Source organism: Micrococcus terreus, assembly GCF_900116905.1.
GTDB classification, from domain to species: domain Bacteria; phylum Actinomycetota; class Actinomycetes; order Actinomycetales; family Micrococcaceae; genus Citricoccus; species Citricoccus terreus.
Map to the genome: position 1 here is coordinate 76,728 of NZ_FPCG01000006.1, position 21,176 is coordinate 97,903.

Sequence of the window (21,176 nt, forward strand, 5' to 3'; positions counted from 1 at the left end):
ACTGATCTGATCCGGGTCTGATCCCGGACATGAAACTGGAGGTCAGTTATCCGCGGCAAACCCTCGTTTCCGAGGGAATGCGGCGGATGACTGACCTCCAGTTGCGTTGAGCGCGGGAGACGCGGTGGGATCAGCGGGCGGCCAGGCCGTCCACGATCCGGTTCAGGGTGGCCGAGGGGCGCATGGCCTCCGAGACCTTCTCCTTGGACGGGCTGTAGTAGCCCTCGATGTCCACCGGGGAGCCCTGGGCGCCGTTGAGCTCGTCCACGATCTTCTGCTCATTGGCGGCCAGCTGCTCGGCGATCTCCGCGTAGGCCTGGGCCAGCTCGGCGTCGTCGGTCTGCTTGGCCAGCTCCTGGGCCCAGTACAGAGCCAGGTAGAAGTGCGAACCGCGGTTGTCCAGCTCACCCACCTTGCGGGACGGGGAACGGCCCTCCTCCAGGAACGTGCCGGTGGCGCGGTCCAGGGTGTCGGCCAGCACCTGGGCGCGGGCGTTGCCCTGGGAGACGGCCTCATGCTCGAAGGAGACAGCCAGGGCCAGGAACTCGCCCAGGGAGTCCCACCGCAGGTGGTTCTCCTCCACGAACTGCTGCACGTGCTTGGGGGCCGAGCCGCCGGCACCGGTCTCGAACAGGCCGCCGCCGTTGATCAGCGGGACGATCGAGAGCATCTTGGCCGAGGTGCCCAGCTCCAGGATGGGGAACAGGTCGGTCAGGTAGTCGCGCAGCACGTTGCCGGAGACGGAGATGGTGTCCTCGCCGCGGCGGATGCGCTCCAAGGTGAAGGCGATGGCCTTCTCCGGTGCCATGATCTCGATCTGCAGGCCGTCGGTGTCATGGTCCTGCAGGTACTCGGTGACCTTGGCGATCAGGTTGGCGTCGTGCGCACGGTTCTCGTCCAGCCAGAACACGGCCGGGGTCTGGGAGGCGCGGGCACGGGTGACGGCCAGCTTGACCCAGTCGCGCACCGGCACGTCCTTGGTCTGGCAGGCGCGCCAGATGTCGCCGGCCTCGACCTCGTGCTCCATCAGGACCACACCCTTGCCGTCCAGCACCTGCACGGTGCCGGCGGTCTCCAGGATGAAGGTCTTGTCGTGCGAGCCGTACTCCTCGGCCTTCTGCGCCATCAGACCCACATTGGGCACCGTGCCCATGGTGGTGGGGTCGTAGGCGCCGTGGGCACGGCAGTCGTCCAGGACCACCTGGTAGATCCCGGCGTAGGAGGAGTCCGGCAGCACGGCCAGGGTGTCCTGCTCGTTGCCGTCCTTGTTCCACATGTGGCCGGAGGAGCGGATCATGGCCGGCATGGAGGCGTCCACGATCACGTCCGAGGGCACGTGCAGGTTGGTGATGCCCTTGTCCGAGTTGACCATGGCCAGGTCCGGACCGTTCTGGTAGGCGGCGTCGATCTCGGCCTTCACACCCTCGGCGACCTCCGGGTCCAGGGCGTCCAGGCCGGAGAGGATCGCGGCCAGGCCGTTGTTGGCGCTCAGGCCGGCCTCGGCCAGCTGCTGGCCGTACTTCTGGAACAGGCCCGGGAAGTAGGCCTTGACCACGTGGCCGAAGATGACCGGGTCGGAGACCTTCATCATGGTGGCCTTCAGGTGGGTGGAGAACAGCACGCCCTCGGAGCGGGCCCGCTCCACCTGGGCGGCCAGGAACTGATCCAGGGCCTTGGCGCTCATGAAGGTGGAGTCCACGACCTCGCCGGCCAGGACCTTCAGTCCGTCCTTGAGCACGGTCTTCTCGCCGTCGGCGGTGGCCAGCTGGATGGTGAGGGTGTCGTCCTCGGCGATGACCACGGACTTCTCGTTGTGGAAGAAGTCGTCGGCGTCCATGGTGGCCACGTTGGTCTTGGAGTCGGCGGTCCAGGCACCCATGGAGTGGGGGTGCTTCTTGGCGAAGTTCTTCACCGACTGGGGGGCACGGCGGTCGGAGTTGCCCTCGCGCAGGACCGGGTTCACGGCCGAGCCCTTGACCTTGTCGTAACGGGCACGGGCGTCCTTCTCATCCTCGGTCTTGGGCTCGTCCGGGTAGTCCGGCAGGTCGTAGCCGTCGGCCTGCAGCTCCTTGATGGCGGCCTTGAGCTGCGGCACGGACGCGGAGATGTTCGGCAGCTTGACGACGTTGGCGTCGTCGTCCTTGACCAGCTCACCCAGCTCGGCCAGAGCGTCATTGGTCTGCTGGTTCTTCGGCAGACGGTCGTTGAACACGGAGACGATGCGGCCGGCCAGGGAGATGTCCCGGGTCTCCAGCTCCACGCCCGCGGTGGAGGCGAAGGCCTGGACGATCGGCAGCAGCGAGGCGGTGGCCAGCATGGGCGCCTCGTCCGTGTAGGTGTAGATGATCTTGGACATGCAGACGTCACTCCTCAGTGGGGAGCGAGGTCTGTCGCCCCCGGGTTTCGCGTGATGGTCAATCGGCGTCCACTCTACCGGCGCGGCGAGGCTGACACCGCTTGAAGAATCACGACGACGGCCGGCCGCCTTCTGCACCCTCGGTGCCGGACTGGTACCAGTCCGGTTCACGGCGCCCACCGGCGCCCTGTCCGCTGTCCGGCAGGGGCTCACCGTTGAGCGTGGTGCCTTGAGGAGCGGCCGTTCCTGACGCCGGTGGCACAGGCGGTTGACCCTGGTACGCGGTCCGGTTGAGCTCACGGGCCAGATCCATGGCCTCACGGCGCCGCTGCTCGGACTGGGCGGCACCGCTGAAGGCAGTGAACCCGCCGACCAGGAAGAACACGGCGAAGAGGATGCCCATCATCCCGAAGAAGGTGCCCAGCGCGGACAGGGCCGCGCCCGCTCCCGCGAGCAGGATGACACCGCCGATCACGCCCGACGTGGTCCAGGCCTCTCCCCGTCCCTTCCGGGCGCCGGCCGAGCGCAGCACCGTCATGGCCACCATGGACAGGGCCATGCCGATCCCCAGCCCAGCGAACCCGGCGAACGGGCTCATCAGCCCCGGCCCTATACCTGACATGCCGCCCAAGTCCATCGGTCCCGCTCCCTCTCGCGCCGTCGTCGTGCCGCCCATCCTAGAGGTGACGAGGCGTGGACGGGTCCAGCGCGCGGTGGGATGCTGTCAGCACGGCTTGGGCCGCGCGGGAGGAGTGGACCGAGCGCTGCGGAGGTGCCCGGTGGACTCGTCCCGACTGCTGATGGATGTGGCCGAGCACGTCCTGCAGGTGAGCACTGCGGAGACCGCCCTGACCGAGCTCAGCCGCGGGCTGATGGAACGGACCGGGGCCGACCGCGCGGCCCGGGTCCAAGTGCAGCCCGACGGCCGAGTCTCCTGGTTCCTGAACGGGACATCCGTGCCAGCGGAGCTGCCCTCGCTTCCCCCGCCCGAGGAGCTGGCACAGCACCCCCTGCACCGCTTCCATCTGGGACCGGGCGGAGGGGCTCCGGCGCTGCTGACCGAGGTGATCCGGTCCGGGTTCGCCGTGCCGGTGCGGACCCGCCGGATCATCGACCAGCTGGGGCTGAGCATCCACCAGCTCTCCATACCGGTGGAGCACCCCTGCCCCGAGACGGGGTACCAGGGCTGGGTCATGGTGGGTGCGGACGGTCTGGCGCCGGACGCACCGCTGGTGGCCAGGGAGGCACAGGGACTGCTGTGTGGACTGGACCGGCACATCCGGCTGCTGCAGGTGCTGCCACCCGGCCCGCCCACCGGTCAGATGCAGATCAGGCTGACCCCGCGGGAGAGGGCCGTGCTCCTGCTGCTGGCCACCGGGCTCACCGCCCAGGGCATCGCGGTGCGCCTGACCATCTCCCCCCGGACGGTCCACAAGCACCAGGAGCACCTCTACCGCAGACTCGGCGCGGTGGACCGTCTCTCGGCCGTGCTCCGGGCGCAGGAGACAGGACTGCTCCCAGCGCCCGTGGGGACTGACGTAGACGGGGTGCTGCTCACCCGCTCACACACTCCTGCAGATGACCCATCAGTGAGACGGTGAGGTCCTGGAAGTCGGCTTCGGTGAGATAGCTGAACGGCTGGGGCTCCTGGCCCTTCTGGTAGGCACCGCTGCCGACGGTGGTCTTGATGTGGATCAGCGGCTCCTGGGGCATGCCGCGCGAGGTCCTGAAGTCCTCCACGGCCTCATCGGCCACCCAGGCGCAGGCCTGCTGGTGCTCCGGTGGGCTCAGGAACTGGGCGCCCATGTCACTGAGCGGCATCCACGGGGTGCCGCCCTTGTGGTGCTGGGCGTGCGCGGCGGCTGACCAGTCGTCCTTGTAGCAGTGGTGCGCGGAGGCGGCGGTGGCGCTGGCCAGCAGAGCGACGGCGGCCAGGCCGGTATACGCCGTGGTGCGTACGGCCTCACACCTCTGATCACGTGCACGCTGGAGGTCGCGACTCGCCGAGGAGAGCGACCTCCAGCGTGCACGTGTTGGAGTGTGGGGGATCAGATGCCCAGGACCGCACGGGCGATCAGGAAGTAGACGACCAGACCCAGGGCGTCGACCACGGTGGTGATGAACGGATTGGAGAACACGGCCGGGTCCACACCGATGCGCTTGGCCACGATCGGCATCAGCGATCCGACCGTGGCGGCGACGGTGCAGATGGCCAGCAGGGTCAGCCCGATGACCAGCCCGATCCCCCAGGAGTAGACGAGCCCGGCGATCAGCAGGCCCACGGTGCCCAGGGCCGTGCCGAGCATCAGCCCCACCAGGAACTCGCGGCGCAGGACGCGCAGGGCATCCCTGGCGCGCACATCGCCCAGGGCCAGCGCGCGGGTCACCGTGGTGGCGGCCTGGTTCCCGGTGTTGCCGCCGGTGCCGATCAGCAGCGGGATGAAGATCGAGAGGACCACCAGTTGCTCCAGGGTCTGCTCGAACACCTCCAGCACCTGGACCGTGAGCGTGGCCCCGACAGCCAGGACGAGCAGCCAGACCACACGGGAACGCACCAGCCGGGTCACCGGAGTGGACAGATAGGGCTGGGCCAGCGGTTCGGCACCGGCCGAGCGGGCAGAGTCCTCAGACTCCTCGTCCTCCAGGATGCCCACGGCGTCGTCCAGGGTGAGCACTCCCACCAGCCGTCCGGTCTCATCGGTCACCGGCAGCGCCAGCAGGTGGTGCTCGGCGCTGAGCCGGGCCGCCGTCTCGTCATCCTCAGTGGCCAGGACCGACGCGCCAGCACTGGCGGCCAGCTCTTCCACCAGGTCCTCACCGGCAGCGCAGACCAGGTCAGCCAACCCCACCGTGCCCAGCACCTTGTGGTCGGCGTCGACCACGGGCAGACCCACCAGTCGGTCCCGATGTCTGTCGGCGATCCGGGCCTCACGGATCTGGCGGAGCGCGTGCTCGGCCGTGGTGCCGGCCTGGAGCTGGACCAGCACCGGGCTCATCCGCCGTCCCACCGAACCGGACGGGTAGCCCAGCACCCGCCCGGCGTCGGCACGCTGCTGCGAGCCCAGTCCGGCCATCAGCCGACGGGCCACCTCGGCGGGGACCTCGTCCAGCAGCCGGGCCTGGCTCGAGGCGTGCAGCTGGCCGAACATCTGCTGCAGGTTCTCATCCCGCAGACCGCGGATCAGCTGGGACTGCTGGCGCGGGTCCAGGGCAGCGAAGACCTGGACCGCCAGCTCCTTGTCCAGCAGCCGGAACACGATCGGCACCTGGTGCGGGTCACTGCGGTCCAGGAACCGTTCGACCTCGACCGGACTGAGTTCGCGCAGCAGCCGCCCGGCGTCAGTCAGCCGTTCCTGGCGCAGGGCAGAGCGCAGCGCCACCTCCTGGTCCAGTTCCTGATCCACGGTCCCCTCCCCATCACGTGCACGCTGGAGGTCGCGACTCGCCGAGGAGAACGACATCCAGCGTGCACGTGATCATGAGGTGGGGCTGTTCGACGGGGGATCAGCCGTGGAAGAAGTGCCGGGCCCCGGTGAAGTACATGGTCACCCCAGCAGCCTCGGCTGCGGCGATGACCTCCTCGTCACGGATGGACCCGCCGGGCTGGACCACAGCCTTCACACCGGCGTCGATCAGGATCTGCAGGCCGTCGGCGAACGGGAAGAACGCGTCCGAGGCGGCCACCGCACCGCGAGCCCGCTCCGGGGCACCGCTGGCCGTCACGTTCTCAGCACCGCCGGCGGAGATGATCTCCTGCGCGCCGGTCTGGGCCGCACCCAGGGTGTTGGCCCGCTCCACCGCCAGACGGCAGGAGTCCAGGCGGTTGACCTGACCCATGCCCACGCCCACGGTGGCACCGTCGCTGGCCAGCAGCACGGCGTTGGACTTGGCGGCCCGCACGGCACGCCAGGCGAAGGCGAGATCGGCCAGGGTCTGATCGTCCGCGGCGGCACCGGCGGCCAGGGTCCAGGCCGCGGGGTCGTCCCCGGCGGCGTCGATCGCATCACGGGCCTGCAGCAGCATGCCGCCGGAGACCTGCTTGTACTCCACAGTGTCCCGGGCGTAGCCCTCCGGCAGCTGCAGCAGGCGCAGGTTCTTCTTGGCCGAGAGGATCTCGATCGCCTCAGCGCTGAACTTCGGGGCCACCACCACCTCGGTGAAGATGTCCTTGACCGCACGGGCCATCCCGGCGGTCACCTCGCGGTTGGCGGCGATCACCCCGCCGAACGCGGACACCGGGTCACAGGCGTGGGCCTTGCGGTGCGCCTCGGCGATCGGATCCTCCACCCCGTGAGCGTTCTCCTCCACCCCGTGAGCGTTCTCCTCCGCCACGGCCACACCGCACGGGTTGGCGTGTTTGACCACGGCCACGGCGGGCTGGTCGAAGTCGAAGGCGGCACGCAGGGCGGCGTCCGCATCCGCGTAGTTGTTGTAGCTCATCGGCTTGCCGTGCAGCAGCTCGGCCTGGGCGATCCCCGGAGCGGCCCCGTCCTCCACATAGAGGGCGGCCTTCTGATGCGGGTTCTCGCCGTAGCGCAGGGTCTCCGCACGCTGCAGGGTGACCCCCGCATAGGGCGGGAAGAGGGAGACCTGGTGGGTGCCGCCGTCGGGAAGCTCCTGCCCGGTCTGCTGGGAGGCGAGCTCCTCCTCGTCCTCCCCCTCGAACTGGGCGGCGGTCCAGGAGGCGACCGCGTTGTCATAGGCGGCGGTGTGCGCGAAGGCCAGGGCGGCCAGTCGGCGGCGAGCCATCAGGTCGAACCCGCCGCTCTGCGCTGCGCTGACCACATCCCCGTAACGCGCCGGGTCCACCACCACGGCCACCGAGGGGTGGTTCTTCGCGGCGGCGCGGACCATGGAGGGCCCGCCGATGTCGATCTGCTCCACCACCGCGTCCTGCCCGGCACCGGAGCGCACGGTGTCCACGAACGGGTAGAGGTTGACCACCACCAGGTCGAAGGGCTCCACGTGCATCTGCTCCAGCTGGGCCACATGATCCTCGCGGCGGCGGTCGGCCAGGATGCCGGCGTGCACCAGCGGGTGCAGGGTCTTGACCCGGCCGTCCAGGCACTCCTGGAACCCGGTGACCTCAGAGACCTCGGTGACGGGCACGCCCGCGGCGGAGATGCGCTGGGCGGTGGACCCGGTGGAGACGATCTGCACGCCGGCCTGATGCAGCCCGGAGGCCAACTCCTCCAGCCCGGTCTTGTCATACACGGAGATGAGGGCTCGCTTCAGCGGGACGCGGTCAAGCTGGATGGTCACGGCGGTGTGCTCCTGGGGCTGGATTCCGAAGTGGTGACGCGGCGGTTCCGCTGGCGGGAGGGCCTGACGGCACTTCCCGACGACGGCACGCAGGGCGCGCAGTCCAGTCTAGGTCCGTTGGGGCCCGGTCAGCCTGCAGATGTCCCCGCCAGGCGAGCGAGCAGCTTCTCCGCCTTCTTCTCCTGCTTGGCCTGCACGGGCAGCTCGGCGGCGTAGAGGATCCCGTAGCCGAAGGTGTCCTCACCACGCTTCTCCGCCTGGCGGGCCGTGGCCAGCACGTGCTCCTGGAACATGATCGAGTCACGGTGGATGCCCAGGACCTCCTGCAGCTTCTTGGCGGCCCTCATCCGGTCCACCAGCTCGGCGCCCCACTCCAGCCCGGCGGCATCCCGCACGGCGGTCACGGCGTAGCGCAGCCGCTTGGCCTCCTTGCGGACCTCATGCATCAGCTCGATCCGCTGCTCCGGGTCCTGCTCCTGTTCGGCGGTGCGGGCCAGTTCCAGCACGGACTCGACCTGCTGGACGGCCAGGGGCTCGAGGGCGGCCAGTGCCTCGGCTGCCTCGCCTGTCTCGCCGGAGCTGTCCGTCCCGGCGGCGAGCGGCACCTGCCGGGCGTACTCGTCGATCACGTCCAGCACGGCGAAGTACTCGGCACCGCGCATCTGCTCCAGCAGCTCGTCATGGGCGGCCTGGAACTCCTCCTGCTTGGCCCGGCGCAGCCGCTTGACGGTCCGGGCGGAGACCAGGGCGGCCGCGGGCCCCTCGGGTCCCCCCGGCAGGGCATCGACCTTCTCCTGGACCTGGTCCCGCACCACTTCGGCGTCCCGGGCGGTGGAGAGCAGCCGGCCCAGCTGCTTCAGACCCTCGTTGACCCGGGCCGTGGCCTCGGTCTCCAGCAGCGGCTCGTAGGTCTGCAGGATCGAGCGCAGGGTGCGGCTGACCACGCGGAACTGGTGGATGGCGTCCTCCACGTCCCGGCGCACCAGCGGGTCCCAGCCCTTGAGCATCTTCACCTGGGTGCGGACGGTGCGGGTGAGCACGTCCTGCAGGGTGGTGGGGTCCTCCACCGCGGCCGGGTCCAGCGGATCCTCCAGCCGGCCCACCACCTTCTCCACTTTGGACCCGGCAGGCGAGGGTTTCGCGCCGGCGGCCTCCAGCACTCCCCCGACGGCGTCCAGGAACCTGACTGTTCCGGTCACCGCGTCCTGCGGGTCACGGTCCGGGCAGTCGGCGTCCTCAGCGTCGCCCTGGCCGCTGATCTGCTCGGTGGTCTCCACCCCGGCCGCGACCTCCTGGGGTGCCAGAGCCGTGTCCAGCAGCTCGGCGTCCACGATCTCCAGCTCCCACTCCCGCCAGTGCTGGATGCGAGACTCGGCCCGGCGCCCCACGGCCATGGCGGCCACCTGGTCATCGGCCAGTTCGGCCATCGGACGGCCCTTGGCATCGACCAGGTCCACCACCGCGCGCAGGGTGTTCAGCTGGGCCACGGGGCGCAGTCTGCGGCCCCGCACATGCACCTGCACCAGGTCCAGGATCCGCCACGGGACCTTCACCTGATCCGGCCGGGCGCCGGCACGGTCGGCCTTGCCCAGCGGCTCGTGCAGCTCCAGACGGTGCTCACCGGAGGCGATCTTCACGTGCCACCCCTCATCCGGCCCGCCGGTGCGGCGCCGCAGGGTCACCCGGTTCGCCGCCAGCGCACGGTCAGCCGTGTCGAAGTAAACGGCCTCCAGCGCCACCGGTGGGCGGTAGTGCACCCGGGACACCCCGGCCACCCCGCTCAGCTTCGGCAGGGCCAGCTGACCCACCACGTCGTACTTGCGCTCGATCTCCACCTGCATACCGGTACCCATGCACCCATTATCCGCCCGGCGCCTCACACAGCGTCAGGGGAATGTGAGCCGCGCTATAGTCTCCCCATCGGCCGACGGGCCCGGGCACCTGCCGGTGCGACCGTCGTCGTGCATCTGAATGCTCGCACCACTCATGGCGCCGCTGGTATGGCGCCCCGCTCAGGAAGAAATGATGAGTCACTCCCCCAGCTCGGCGCCCTCTGGCGCGTCCACCCTGCCCACCGGTGAAGAAGTCGTCCAGAACCTGCCCTGGCGGTGGAACACCCAGGGCCGGGTGTTCCTGGTGGGCGGACTCGGCTTCATGTTCGACGCCTGGGACGTCACCCTCAACGGCGTGATGATCCCCCTGCTGAGCAAGGAGTGGGACCTGGAGCCCGGCCAGGCCGCCTGGATCGGCACCGCGAATCTGATCGGCATGGCGCTGGGCGCGTTCGTGTGGGGCACCATCGCGGACCGGATCGGCCGGCGCAAGGCCTTCACCGCCACCCTGCTGATCTTCTCCCTGTTCACCCTGGCCGGCGCGCTGACCGGGGACATCGTCTGGTTCGCCGTGTTCCGGTTCATCGCCGGGTTCGGCCTGGGCGGCTGCATCCCGGTGGACTATGCCCTGGTGGGTGAGTTCACGCCGCGCAAGCACCGCGGACGGGTGCTGACCGCCATGGACGGCTGGTGGCCGATCGGCGCCGCCGCCTGCGGGTTCCTCTCCGCCTGGCTGGTGGCCACCTGGGGTCACTGGCAGCTGCCGCTGCTGGCCATGGTGCTGCCGGCGCTGCTGGTGTTCTTCGTGCGCCTGTTCGTGCCCGAGTCCCCCCTGTTCCTGATCCAGCAGGGGCGGGAGAAGGAGGCCCGGGCAGTGATCGATGACATGGTCCACCGCGTGGGCCTGCCCCCGCAGGAGTACGTGCTGCCTCCGGTCCCGGCGCCCAAGCCCCTGACCCTGGGCTCTCTGGGTGAGCAGGTGGCCATGCTGTGGCGCTACTCGTCCCGGATCACGTTCGTGGCGTGGAGCCTGTTCTTCACCATCATGCTCGTCTACTACATCGCCCTGCAGTGGCTGCCCAAGTTCCTGATCGACGCCGGCTACGAGCAGTCCCGCGCGTTCATCACCACCGGCGGCATGGCGGCCGTGGGCCTGCTGGGCGTGATCGTGGCGGCCTGGCTGGTGGAGCACACCGGCCGCAAGTGGCTGCTGGGCGTCACGGCGATCGCCTCCTCCTTCCTGATGGCCTGGCTGGCCGCCATGCTGGATGTCCCGACGGCGGTCCTGCCCCTGGTCTTGGCGTTCGGCTTCGTGGTCCAGCTGGCCATTCCCGTGCTGTACACCTACGTCTCGGAGCTGTATCCCACCGAGCTGCGCGGGTCAGGCTTCGGCTGGGCCTCGGCGGTCTCCCGCATCGCCGCGGGTGTGGGCCCGCTGATCTTCGTGACCTGGATGGTCCCGGCGATCGGACTGGCCTGGTCCTTCGTGGTCACCGGGTGCATGGTGGTCGTGGCCGTGGTGCTGATGGCGTTCATGGCACCGGAGACCACCGGCAAGGAGCTGGAGGTCACCGAGGCGTGAGCCTTCGCAAGACCGAGCTGTGTTTGAGCACGACGCAGCCCGCCCGAAGGACCGTCACGAACTCGGGATCGTTCAGCCTCTGACAGGTGGGGACATCGGTGAGCCACCTACTGTTGGTGGTGACGTCGGGTGGCTGTGGGGCAGTGATCGCTGGATCTTCTTCCGGGGTTCACTGTGCGCTCCTACCGTGAGGCGCACGAACCGGTCACTGGGATCGACCGGTTCGACCCATCCGGAGGAGACACCATGAACACCGAAGTTCGACCTGCCCCGAAGCGCCCGAACCGACGCCCTGCTCGGCTCGCTACCGCCGTGCTCACCCTTGCCGTCGCCGCCACGCTGGCACCGGCACCCGCCCTCTCAGCCCAGCCGGCCGTCGTCGGGAACCTGACTGCGGAGAAGAAGCCGAAGAAGGACACCGGTGACTGGGCCGAGAACGCCTACCGCGGCCAGGTCCAGGTCATCGAGGGCTCCAACCCGAAGGCCAAGACCATCACCGGCGTCGTCTTCGACGACCGTGACCGCGATTCTGTCCAGGACCGCCGCGAGCGCGGCATCAACGGCGTGACCGTCTCCAACGGACGCGACGTGGTCACCACCGATCGGAACGGCCGGTACCGCCTGCCAGTCTACGAGAACATGACCGTGTTCGTCACCCAGCCGCGGGGCTACCAGGTGCCGGTGGACGAGGACAACATCGCCCAGTTCTCCTACCACCACCTGCCGGACGGCTCCCCCGAGCTGAAGTTCGGCGGCATCGCGCCCACCGGTCCGGTGCCGAAGGCCGTAAACTTCCCGGTGACCAAGAGCAGGCTCACCCAGTCCCCGCAGCAACACTGCCTGATCGGCGGGGACATCCAGACCTACAAGCTGGTCGAGGCGGACTACGCCAGCAACGGGGCCTTCGCCGACCTGGCCGAGCGCACCGACTACGCCGGGTGCGGCGCCCTGTTCATCGGGGACATCGTGGGCGACGACCTGAGCCTCTACCCCGGCATCCGGGAGCTCTCCCGCACTCTCAACGGTCCTGCCCGCTTCCTGCCCGGCAACCATGACCTGGACTTCGACGCCCCCTCCAGCGAGCACGCCTTCGACACCTTCCGTGACGAGTTCGGGCCCGAGTACTACTCCTACGACTCCGGCAAGGCGCACGTGGTCGCCCTGAGCACGGTCGAGTACCCCCTGGAGGGTGACAGCAGCTACAACGGCTCGATCGACGAGCGGCAGATGGAGTGGCTGCGCAATGACATCGCCCAGGTGCCCAAGAACAAGGTGATCGTGCTCGCCGGGCACATCCCGCTGCTGGACTTCGCCGACCAGGGCAGCAAGAAGCACCAGATCGACCAGGTGGCCGAGATCTACGAGATCCTCGAAGGCCGCGAGGTGGTGGCCCTGGGCGGTCATACCCACAGCCTGGAGAACCTGCGCAAGGGTGACTCCATGGAGGGGTGGAAGGAGCTGTTCGGCGTGGACGGGCTGCCCTTCGCCCACATCACCGCCGGGGCCATCTCCGGCGACTGGTACAACGGACGACTGCTGCCCGCCGGCTACCCCGCCGCCGTCCAGCGAGACGGAGCCCAGCCCGGCGTGCTGACCCTGGACATCAAGAACACCAAGGTCACCGAGCGGTTCACCGTCCGCGGCCAGGACGATGCACACCAGATGGCACTGGGGCTGAACACCCCGGCCTACCGCGACTGGTATGCCCAGAACATCCAGAAGAAGGGCTCGGCGCCGATCTTCCGCAACGCCCTACGGGTGCCGCAGGCAGATCTGGGCCAGACCTGGCTGACCACCAACTTCTTCATGGGATCCACGGGGTCCACGGTGCAGGTCTCCGTGGACGGCCGCGATGCAGTGGAGGCCACCCGGACCCAGCAGATGCAGGGTGAGGAGCAGCTGGTCGGTGTGGAGTACTCCGACCCGGCCGCCGTGCAGGAGCAGCTGGTCCACGGTGGAAGTGTGGCCGACCGCAGCATGCACCTGTGGCGTCTGAACCTGCCGGCGGACCTGTCCGTGGGAATGCACACCGCCGAGGTGACCGCCACGGACGTGCATGGTCGCAGCTACACCGAGACGCTGAAGTTCGAGGTCACCGAGTAGTCAGCGCTACCGAGCGCAGGTGGGGTCGTCGGTCCTGAGCCGGCGGCCCCCACCTGGTCTCTGCCGACCTAGAATTCTGTGACCCCTTCACCCCGAGGAGTCATGTCGTGGCCGATCAGCAGCAGCCCACCCCCACCGACCACCAACAGCCGGTCAGCGGCAGCGGTGCCCACCCGGACAAGGGCACCGGCATCGCCGTGGTGTTCATCGACCTGCAGAAGGGGTTCTTCGAGGACCCGGCGCTGCAGGACAACCGTGAGCTGATGGTGCTGGAGTCCAATCGGCTGGCGGCGATGGCTCGCGCCGGCGGGCACGAGATCGTGGTAGTCAGCACAGTGCATGACCGCCGACGCTCCACCTGGACCCTGAAGATGCTCGAGGACGACCAGGGGTTCAACTTCGCCGGGACCGAACAGGCTTCCCTGCTGGATGGACTCGAGCTCGACGCGGCCGTCCACGTGGAGAAGACCCGGGACAGTGCCTTCCACGGGACCTCGCTGGCCCAGCGCCTGCGGACCATGGGCGTGCAGCGTCTGGTGCTGGCCGGTGTGACCGCGGAGTCCTGTGTCTCAGCGACCGGGCGGGATGCGTTCTCCCATGACTTCGACGTGGTCTACGCCCGTGAGGCCATCGCCTCGAGCGACTCAGAGCGCGGCTGGCGCGTGGTCGATGAGTCCTGTGAGTCCTACCGGCAGACGGTCCTGGACCGCCCGGATCTGGAGCGGCTGCTCGGCACAGGTCAGGACTGAGCCGTGGCGGTGCCGCTGAAGTAGTCCTCGGGCCTCTTGCCCCCGGCCAGCTCTCCCAGCACGGTCAGCAGCAGGTGACGCTCCTGGACCTTGATCCGCTCGTGCAGGGTCTCCTCCGTGTCCCCGTCCACCACCGGCACGGCGGCCTGGGCGAGGATGGGCCCGGTGTCCACGCCGGCATCGGCGATGTGCACGGTGCACCCGGCGATCTTCACGCCGTACCGCAGAGCATCCCGCACGCCATGGGCCCCCGGGAAGGCGGGCAGCAGCGCGGGGTGGGTGTTGAGGTACCGTCCGCCGAACTCGGCCAGGAAGGCCTCTCCCACGATCCGCATGAACCCGCTGGAGAGCACATAGTCCGGTGCGTAGCTGGAGCACCTCTCGGTCAGCGCCTGGTTCCAGGCGCTGCGGTCCGAGAACTCGGCGAAGTCGACCACGAAGGTCTCGATGCCTGCTCGAGCGGCTCGGTCCAGCCCGCCGGCGTCGGGGCGGTCTGCTCCCACCGCGGCGATCTCCACGTTCAGCTGACCGGCCGCGACGGCGTCGATCACCGCCTGGAGGTTGGTGCCGGATCCGGAGACGAGAGCCACGATGCGCATGCCTCCATCGTAGGGTGGCGCAACGCTGGGTCATTCCCCGTCAGGGAGACCCGAGGATCCAGGGCGATGAACCCCGGACCCCGGTGCATCACCCGCGCTACGCTGTGCGCATGTGTCTTCCTGATCGCTCGCGGGACAGCATGTCGCACCGTGAACTGCGAAATGAATCCGACCGCGTACTTCGTACTGTCAGTGGGGCGTGCACGTTTGTACCGACCAAAAGCGAGGTTCCCGTGGGACGCTTAGCGCCGCTTGGAGCGGTCGATGACGGACTCAACATCTCCCGCCCTGCGCGTCGGAGAGCGGGTTGGAAGGCACTGGGTATCCACCGGAAGCAGATGGATCGAACGGCGTCCCAGATGCTGGACGAGCTGCGAGGGGATCGACTGTGAACGCGGTAAGCACCCTCTACCTCGACACCTCAGCGTCAGGTGCCCTGCTCGTCGACCAGCCGCAGCGCGCGGGATCGGCTTGGAGATGATCACCTCAGGCAGTGCCGGCCGACTTCGGACCACGTGAGCAGCCACAAGACTGCCCTACCCGTGCAACGGCACGATGCCCCTAGTGTTGACCCATGATCTCCTACAGGTCCGTCACCAAGCGCTACCCGGACGGCACCGTGGCCGTGGACGACTTCTCCCTGGAGATCCCCGACGGCTCCTTCACGGTCTTCGCCGGCTCCTCGGGCTGCGGCAAGACCACCCTGCTGCGCATGGTCAACCGGATGGTGGACCCCACCGCCGGCACCGTGACCGTGGACGGCCAGGACGTCTCCACGCATGACCCCGTGACTCTGCGCCGTCGCATCGGCTACGTCATGCAGAACTCCGGACTGCTCCCCCACCGCACCGTGGCCCAGAACATCGCCACCGTGCCGCGACTGAACGGCATGAACCGGCGCGACGCCGAGGACCGGGCCACCGAGATGATGCGCCTGGTCGGTCTGGATCCGTCCATGGCGCACCGCTACCCGGCCCAGCTCTCCGGCGGACAGCAGCAGCGCGTGGGCGTGGCACGAGGTCTGGCCGCCGACCCTGACATCCTGCTCATGGACGAGCCCTTCGGCGCAGTGGACCCCCTGGTCCGCGCCGAGCTGCAGCAGCAGATGCGCGAGCTGCACGAGCGCCTGAATATGACCGTGGTGTTCATCACCCATGAGATGGACGAGGCCCTCACCTTGGGCGATCGGATCGTGCTGCTGCGCACCGGAGCCCAGATCGCCCAGCAGGGCACCCCCCAGGAGTTCCTCACCGAACCCGCCGATGACTTCGTGCGGGAGTTCTTGGGGCTGGACCGCGGCCAGCGCACCCTCACCCCGCGCCCGGGCCCGAACGGATCGGTCCTGCTGGTGGACTCCCACGGCCGGCCCGCCGGACTGCTGAAAGGCCAGACCCCGTGAACTGGGTGATCGAGAACATCCCCCTGATCGCCGACCGCACCTGGGCCCACCTGGCCACCAGCATCCCGGCGATCATCCTGGCCCTGCTGATCTCGATCCCCCTGGGCTGGGTGGCCCACCGGTTCCGCCCCGTCAAGGGCACCCTGCTCGGCGCGGCCGGACTGATGTACGCCATCCCCTCCCTGCCGCTGTTCATCGTGCTGCCCATCCTGATCGGCACCGGTGTGCGGGATGTGGTCAACGTGGTCATCGCCCTCACGCTCTATGAGATCGCCCTGCTGGTGCGCAGTGTGGCCGATGGACTGGACAGTGTCCCCGCCGACGCCCGCAACGCCGCCCTGGCCCTGGGCTATCCCCCGCTGCGCCGGTTCTTCGCCGTGGACCTGCCCCTGGCCGGCCCGGTGATCCTGGCGGGTCTGCGCGTGGTGGCCGTGTCCACGCTCTCGCTCTGCACGGTGGGTGCGGTGCTGGGCATCCCCTCGCTCGGACTGCTCTTCACCGACGGATTCCAGCGCGGGATCCTGGCTCAGGTGGTGACCGGGATCGTGATGACCGTGGTGCTGGCCCTGCTGGCCGATCGACTCCTCGTCCTGGCCGGGCGGCTCGTGCTGCCGTGGACCCGCCCCATCGGCACAGGTGAGCGTCCCCGCGCTCGCCGCCGGCCGTCGTCGGGACGCCTGGGGATCTCCCAGGCGCCGGAGGTGCGGGCATGAACCAGCTGCTGGAGGCCTTCGCCTGGATCTCTGAGCCCTCGAATTGGACCGGCCCGTCCGGGATCCTGGCCCGCTCAGGCGAGCATCTGGGCTACACCCTGCTGACCCTGCTGATCGCTGCGGCCATCGCGGTGCCAATCGGCTGGTGGGTGGGCCATACCGGGCGTGGACGTGGCCTCACCGTGGCCCTCTCCGGCGCCGCCCGGGCCCTGCCGACTCTCGGCTTGGTCACACTGATGGGGCTGCTGCTGGGGATCGGACTGATCGCCCCGCTGACCGCGTTCGTGGTGCTGGCGATCCCCTCCGTGCTGGCCGGAGCCTATGCAGGATTCGAGGCGATCGACCGAGGAGTGGTCAACGCCGCCCGCGCGCAGGGCTTCACCGAGTCCCAGATCCTCTGGCGTATCGAGGCACCGCTGGGACTGCCCCTGCTGATCGGCGGACTGCGCTCGGCCGCCCTGCAGGTGGTCGCCACCGCCACCCTCGCGGCGTACGTGGGGGCAGGTGGGCTCGGCCGGTATCTGTTCCTGGGCCTGAAGACCCAGGACTACGCCATGATGCTCGGTTCCTCGCTGATCGTGGTGGCCCTGGCGATCCTGCTCGAGCTCGCCTTCTCCGCCGCCGCCTGGCTCTCCGTCCCCACGGGCGTGAAGGTGGCACGCCGTGGCGCCGCGGCGTAGCGTCGTACCACCACAGACCGCAGACGGATCACACCCCGCCGCCCCGGAGAAGGACACCCCATGAGCACCACACCCCGCACCGTCATCAGCCGCCCCCTGTTCGCCGGAGTCGGCCTGGCCGCCCTGCTGGCCCTGTCCGCCTGCGGCAGCTCCGACCCTCTCGGCGGCGGATCCAGCTCGCCCGCCGGGGACACCGGCACCGCCTCCGGCCCGGCCGAGGGTCAGACCCTGGTGATCGGTTCCCAGCAGTACTACTCCAACGAGATCATCGCCGAGCTCTACGCCCAGGCCCTGGAGGACGAGGGCTACACCGTGGACCGGCAGTACCAGATCGGCCAGCGCGAGGTGTACCTGCCTGAGGTCGAGTCCGGCGCGATCGACGTCTTCCCCGAGTACTCCGGCAACCTGCTGCAGTACTACGACAAGGACACCGAGGCCGCCTCCGCCGAGGAGGTCAACACCGCGCTGACCGAGGCCCTGCCGGAGGGGTTGAGCGCCTTGGAGCCCGCCGAGGCCACCGACCAGGACTCCTACAACGTCACCCAGGAGTTCGCCGACGAGCACGGGCTGTCCTCGCTGGCGGACCTCTCCACGGTCGGCTCGGCCCTGAAGGTCGCCGCCAACTCCGAGTTCGAGGCCCGCCCCTACGGCCCCCAGGGGCTGTCCGAGACCTACGGTGTGGACGTCACCGTGGTCCCCGTGGAGGACTCCGGCGGACCACTGACCGTCAAGGCCCTGACGGACGGCGACGTCCAGCTGGCCGACATCTACTCCGCAGACCCGTCCATCGAGACTAACGGCTTCGTCACCCTGGAGGATCCGGAGAACCTGATCCTGCCGCAGAACATCACCCCGATCGTCTCGGACAAGGTGGACCCGGGCGCGGCGGCGGCGATCGAGGAGGTCAACGCCCTGCTCACCACCGAGGAGCTGATCAGCCTGAACCGCACCTCCGTGGAGGACCAGGCCGCCAGCAAGGACGTGGCGCGGACCTGGCTGGAGGAGCAGGGACTGCTGGAGGGCTGATCCGGGCCAGTAGGGTTGGACGGTGAGCCATTCCGCCCCGCCCCAGCAGTCCGCGCCCCCGCAGCCACCGGCACCGCGCCCCAATCCCTCCTCCGGCACGCCCGAGGAGCAGCTGGAGCGCTACCGCCGCGTGCGCACACCCCTGCTGTGGCTGATGGGCGTGCTGCTGCTGACCTACCTCTCCAGCAGCCTGGTCCTGCCGTGGAAGGGCCTGACCCTGCTGCTGGCGGCGATCGGCATCGGCCTGGGCGTGCTGGTGATCGCCCGGTCCGGCCGGATCGTCTCGAAGTGGGTGGTCCGTGCAGCCGCGGTCTTCGCCATGCTCGGCTGCGCCATGTTCGCCCTGGTGGTCACCGCCCAGATGGTCTTCTGGAGCGCCACCGCCGAGCACGAGTCCTGCATGGCCGGCGCGCTCACGGACCGGGCCCGGGTGGCCTGCGAGAACGCCTACTTCTCCGAGCTGGGCGTCTCTTCACCCGCAGAGTCCGGCCCGACGCCGGCCCCGTCACCTGAGGGCTCCACCTCACCGGAGGACTGACCTCGCCGCAGGCGGCGCATCCGCGCCGCGAGGCGGTGCTTGACGGTGCTGGAGCCGGAGGGCTGATCGTCCGCCGGGGCCTCGTCCGAGGCATCGTCGGCGGCAGTGACCTTCTCGGACTCGCCCTCGCTGGAAGCCGCGCCGTCCTGCGTACTGGCCGGGCCGTCGTCGTGCCCGTCCTCTGCAGGTTCCTGGCCCAGCCAGGAGTCCGGGACCACATAGCGGTACTTCTCCCAGAGCGGCGCCGCCAGGTAGCCGATCATGGCGCCCACGCCGATCTCCGCGCCGAGCAGCAGGGCGGCCACCCAGGGATTCGGGCCGAGGTCAGTGAGCCGTCCCACCCCCAACGAGCCCCGCGAGAGCCACAGCGGCAGGATCACGGTGAGCGCGGTGGCCAGTGCCACCAGCAGTCCCATGGCCAGCGTGGAGAGGCTGAGGGAGATCCAGCGGGCCTGGAACTTCAGCTCGAGCCACTCGTCCAGGTGGTTCTCGGCCTCACGCAGCAGCCACCACCCGGCGAGCGCACCGGCCAGGACCGGCAGCAGCAGGAACAGCCAGCCGAAGCCGCCGATCTCCGTGGGAACGGCCACCAGCAGCGGCAGGGCCGGCTGCGGGCCCACCGCGGTGACCAGGGGCGAGACCAGGGTGTCCTGACCCAGAGCGAATCCGGCACCGGAGGTCCAGGCCAGGGACCACATGGCCAGGTTCGGCATGATGCCCAGCTGGACGCCCGTCAGGGCGGCACCGCCCCAGACCCCGGCCTCCAGCTGCTGGTACACCTGGGCCAGGTCCCCCCAGTGCACGGCCAGCTGGACGGCGAGCAGGGCCGAGGCCAGCCCGAAGGCGGCCAGCAGGCCCACGCCCGCAGCGCGCACCACGGACCAGACGTAGGACCCGGCCCAGCGGGAGTACTGCGAGCGCTTCGAGATCCGCTCGGCCAGGTCCACGCCGATCAACCGCCCCCAGGTGCCCGCCTCCCGGCGGACACCGCCCATCACGGCCAGGGTGTGCAGGGCGGTGGGGATCAGGGCACCCCAGAACGGGTTGATCGCCACCATCCCGTTGCCCACCAGCAGGGAGGTGATCAGAGCGAAGACGGCGTAGGTACCGGCCGCGCCCAGCAGAGCCTGCCAGAGCTGGTCGGTGTAGGAGGCCCGTCCCAGGCGCCGTCCGGCCCGCCACCCCAGCCAGAGGGGGATCAGTGCCAGCCCCCAGGCCAGGAACCAGAACGTGCCCGTGACCGGCTCGGACGAGACCGTGGGCAGGTCCATGGTCAAGTGCAGGGGGACGCCGTGCAGGGCCAGCCAGCCCTGGCCGGCCATCTGGGCGATGAAATCCACCGAGGTGTCACGGAACCCGCCGCCGAGCCAGACTCCGCCCAGCACCAGGACCACCAGGACGGCGGAGGCCAGTGCCGCCAGCAGTGCCTCCACACCTCCCTGGAGCCAGAGGGGCATGGGCAGAGAGAGGCGAAGGGTGCGGGTGCGTGGGTTCATGTCACCGTCCATGGTGCCACCGCGGCAGGCTCCTCCCGGCCAGGGCGCACCGGCTGACGTCCCGTGGGCCAGGCGATGCCGGTCACGCTCAGGCAAGCAGCCCGAGGACGCCCTGCACCAGGGCCAGCGCGGCTCCGATGAAGCCGATCACGATCACCAGGATCCGCACGATGCGGTCCGGCAGGTGCGGCTCCAGCTTCTCCCCCACCCAGATGCCAGCGACGATCGCCACGATGGACCCGACCCAGCCCCACCACGGCAGCTCCGGCATCTGCGCCGGGTCCAGCAGCAGCTTCATGCCGAAGCCCACCACCCCGATCACCACGAAGAAGGGCTGGATGGTGGCCGCGAAGGTGCGCAGGTCCCAGCGGGACACCAGGGCGTAGGCGGTCAGGGCAGGACCGCCGACACCGGCGACCGCACTGGTCAGTCCGGCGGCCGCACCGGTGGCGTACTGCAGGCCGATGCCGGTTCGCGGCCGACCGGAGGCTCGCATGCCCACAGCCACCCCCAAGCCGACGATCACCAGCAGACCCACGGCGATCGACATCGGGGCGGTGGGCAGCACCAGGGTCAGCAGGACCCCGGGGACGGTGGCCACCACCGCCGGGATGACCAACCTGCGGAGGATGACCGGGTCGATCCGGGATCGCACCCGGGGGATGATCATGGCCGGGGCCACCGCGCCGAGCAGGTTCACGAACAGCACTCCCCCGTGCGGGCCCAGCAGCACCACCATGAAGGGGGCCAGCATCATCGCGAACCCGATCCCGGCGATCCGCTGGAACACGGCACCGGCGAAGGTCGCCAGCACGATCACGGTCACCAGTCCTGCATCCAC

18 protein-coding genes are annotated in these 21,176 nt (G+C 69.4%); 9 read left to right on the forward strand and 9 right to left on the reverse strand.

What is annotated here, in order from left to right:
* Positions 1 to 130: 130 nt before the first annotated feature.
* Complete coding sequence (locus tag BM355_RS08515) at positions 131 to 2,356, reverse strand: NADP-dependent isocitrate dehydrogenase (protein WP_091697268.1); 2,226 nt, start codon at positions 2,354 to 2,356, stop codon at positions 131 to 133.
* A 109-nt stretch (positions 2,357 to 2,465) separates the two neighbouring features.
* Positions 2,466 to 2,978 carry a hypothetical protein gene (locus tag BM355_RS08520; protein ID WP_143109456.1) on the reverse strand — a complete coding sequence of 171 codons (513 nt, stop codon included), beginning with the start codon at positions 2,976 to 2,978 and terminating at the stop codon, positions 2,466 to 2,468.
* A 157-nt stretch (positions 2,979 to 3,135) separates the two neighbouring features.
* On the opposite strand from BM355_RS08520, the gene BM355_RS08525 reads away from it, so the two are divergent.
* The gene (locus BM355_RS08525; RefSeq protein WP_218154327.1) at positions 3,136 to 3,957 is read left to right on the forward strand and encodes a response regulator transcription factor; all 822 of its coding nucleotides are present in this window, start codon (positions 3,136 to 3,138) and stop codon (positions 3,955 to 3,957) included.
* Here the strand turns inward: BM355_RS08525 and BM355_RS08530 are convergent.
* From BM355_RS08530 to BM355_RS08545, 4 genes are all read right to left on the reverse strand, one after another.
* Positions 3,911 to 4,177 carry a hypothetical protein gene (locus BM355_RS08530; RefSeq protein ID WP_143109457.1) on the reverse strand — a complete coding sequence of 89 codons (267 nt, stop codon included), beginning with the start codon at positions 4,175 to 4,177 and terminating at the stop codon, positions 3,911 to 3,913. The genes BM355_RS08525 and BM355_RS08530 overlap by 47 nt on opposite strands.
* A gap of 227 nt (positions 4,178 to 4,404) precedes the next feature.
* Positions 4,405 to 5,760 (reverse strand): magnesium transporter, encoded by a 1,356-nt coding sequence (mgtE, locus tag BM355_RS08535; protein WP_245760687.1) that lies wholly within the window; start codon positions 5,758 to 5,760, stop codon positions 4,405 to 4,407.
* 100 nt (positions 5,761 to 5,860) lie between these two features.
* Positions 5,861 to 7,618 carry a bifunctional phosphoribosylaminoimidazolecarboxamide formyltransferase/IMP cyclohydrolase gene (gene purH, locus BM355_RS08540; RefSeq protein ID WP_091697278.1) on the reverse strand — a complete coding sequence of 586 codons (1,758 nt, stop codon included), beginning with the start codon at positions 7,616 to 7,618 and terminating at the stop codon, positions 5,861 to 5,863.
* Positions 7,619 to 7,746: 128 nt separating this feature from the next.
* Entirely contained in the window at positions 7,747 to 9,471 is a 1,725-nt protein-coding gene (locus tag BM355_RS08545) for a CYTH and CHAD domain-containing protein (RefSeq protein ID WP_091697280.1), read from the reverse strand.
* A 172-nt stretch (positions 9,472 to 9,643) separates the two neighbouring features.
* Here BM355_RS08545 and BM355_RS08550 point away from each other — a divergent pair, with 172 nt between their 5' ends.
* From BM355_RS08550 to BM355_RS08560, 3 genes are all read left to right on the forward strand, one after another.
* On the forward strand, positions 9,644 to 11,032 hold the full coding sequence (locus tag BM355_RS08550) for an MFS transporter (protein ID WP_091697517.1): 1,389 nt from the start codon (positions 9,644 to 9,646) through the stop codon (positions 11,030 to 11,032).
* A gap of 246 nt (positions 11,033 to 11,278) precedes the next feature.
* Positions 11,279 to 13,135 carry a calcineurin-like phosphoesterase C-terminal domain-containing protein gene (locus BM355_RS08555; protein WP_091697519.1) on the forward strand — a complete coding sequence of 619 codons (1,857 nt, stop codon included), beginning with the start codon at positions 11,279 to 11,281 and terminating at the stop codon, positions 13,133 to 13,135.
* 107 nt (positions 13,136 to 13,242) lie between these two features.
* Complete coding sequence (locus BM355_RS08560) at positions 13,243 to 13,884, forward strand: cysteine hydrolase family protein (RefSeq protein ID WP_177227899.1); 642 nt, start codon at positions 13,243 to 13,245, stop codon at positions 13,882 to 13,884.
* Here BM355_RS08560 and purN read toward each other — a convergent pair.
* Complete coding sequence (purN, locus tag BM355_RS08565) at positions 13,875 to 14,483, reverse strand: phosphoribosylglycinamide formyltransferase (protein WP_091697285.1); 609 nt, start codon at positions 14,481 to 14,483, stop codon at positions 13,875 to 13,877. The genes BM355_RS08560 and purN overlap by 10 nt on opposite strands.
* Before the next feature lie 574 nt (positions 14,484 to 15,057).
* On the opposite strand from purN, the gene BM355_RS08575 reads away from it, so the two are divergent.
* The 5 genes from BM355_RS08575 to BM355_RS08595 are packed head-to-tail and all read left to right on the forward strand — an operon-like array spanning position 15,058 to position 18,839.
* Positions 15,058 to 15,882, forward strand: a complete 825-nt coding sequence (locus BM355_RS08575) for an ABC transporter ATP-binding protein (protein WP_091697287.1) — start codon at positions 15,058 to 15,060, stop codon at positions 15,880 to 15,882.
* Positions 15,879 to 16,595 (forward strand): ABC transporter permease, encoded by a 717-nt coding sequence (locus BM355_RS08580; RefSeq protein ID WP_091697290.1) that lies wholly within the window; start codon positions 15,879 to 15,881, stop codon positions 16,593 to 16,595. The genes BM355_RS08575 and BM355_RS08580 overlap by 4 nt, the downstream gene beginning before the upstream one ends.
* On the forward strand, positions 16,592 to 17,275 hold the full coding sequence (locus BM355_RS08585) for an ABC transporter permease (RefSeq protein ID WP_091697292.1): 684 nt from the start codon (positions 16,592 to 16,594) through the stop codon (positions 17,273 to 17,275). The genes BM355_RS08580 and BM355_RS08585 overlap by 4 nt, the downstream gene beginning before the upstream one ends.
* Positions 17,276 to 17,335: 60 nt before the next feature.
* Positions 17,336 to 18,301, forward strand: coding sequence for an ABC transporter substrate-binding protein (locus tag BM355_RS08590; protein WP_091697294.1), 966 nt, complete (start codon positions 17,336 to 17,338; stop codon positions 18,299 to 18,301).
* Positions 18,302 to 18,323: 22 nt separating this feature from the next.
* Positions 18,324 to 18,839, forward strand: coding sequence for a hypothetical protein (locus BM355_RS08595; protein ID WP_091697296.1), 516 nt, complete (start codon positions 18,324 to 18,326; stop codon positions 18,837 to 18,839).
* On the opposite strand, the gene BM355_RS08600 is transcribed toward BM355_RS08595, so the two are convergent.
* Positions 18,749 to 20,335: a cell division protein PerM gene (locus BM355_RS08600; RefSeq protein WP_177227900.1), complete on the reverse strand. Its 1,587-nt coding sequence runs from the start codon at positions 20,333 to 20,335 to the stop codon at positions 18,749 to 18,751. The two genes, BM355_RS08595 and BM355_RS08600, sit on opposite strands and share 91 nt — an antisense overlap.
* An 88-nt stretch (positions 20,336 to 20,423) precedes the next feature.
* Positions 20,424 to 21,161: a sulfite exporter TauE/SafE family protein gene (locus tag BM355_RS08605; RefSeq protein ID WP_177227901.1), complete on the reverse strand. Its 738-nt coding sequence runs from the start codon at positions 21,159 to 21,161 to the stop codon at positions 20,424 to 20,426.
* Positions 21,162 to 21,176 lie beyond the last annotated feature (15 nt).

Coding starts and splice junctions, on each gene's coding strand:
- BM355_RS08515 (WP_091697268.1), bottom strand. CDS start 2,356: ATGTCCAAGATCATCTACACCTACACGGACGAGGCGCCCATGCTGGCC.
- BM355_RS08520 (WP_143109456.1), bottom strand. CDS start 2,978: ATGTCAGGTATAGGGCCGGGGCTGATGAGCCCGTTCGCCGGGTTCGCT.
- BM355_RS08530 (WP_143109457.1), bottom strand. CDS start 4,177: ATGCCGCTCAGTGACATGGGCGCCCAGTTCCTGAGCCCACCGGAGCAC.
- BM355_RS08545 (WP_091697280.1), bottom strand. CDS start 9,471: ATGGGTACCGGTATGCAGGTGGAGATCGAGCGCAAGTACGACGTGGTG.
- BM355_RS08550 (WP_091697517.1), top strand. CDS start 9,644: ATGAGTCACTCCCCCAGCTCGGCGCCCTCTGGCGCGTCCACCCTGCCC.
- BM355_RS08555 (WP_091697519.1), top strand. CDS start 11,279: ATGAACACCGAAGTTCGACCTGCCCCGAAGCGCCCGAACCGACGCCCT.
- purN (WP_091697285.1), bottom strand. CDS start 14,483: ATGCGCATCGTGGCTCTCGTCTCCGGATCCGGCACCAACCTCCAGGCG.
- BM355_RS08575 (WP_091697287.1), top strand. CDS start 15,058: ATGATCTCCTACAGGTCCGTCACCAAGCGCTACCCGGACGGCACCGTG.
- BM355_RS08585 (WP_091697292.1), top strand. CDS start 16,592: ATGAACCAGCTGCTGGAGGCCTTCGCCTGGATCTCTGAGCCCTCGAAT.
- BM355_RS08590 (WP_091697294.1), top strand. CDS start 17,336: ATGAGCACCACACCCCGCACCGTCATCAGCCGCCCCCTGTTCGCCGGA.
- BM355_RS08600 (WP_177227900.1), bottom strand. CDS start 20,335: ATGAACCCACGCACCCGCACCCTTCGCCTCTCTCTGCCCATGCCCCTC.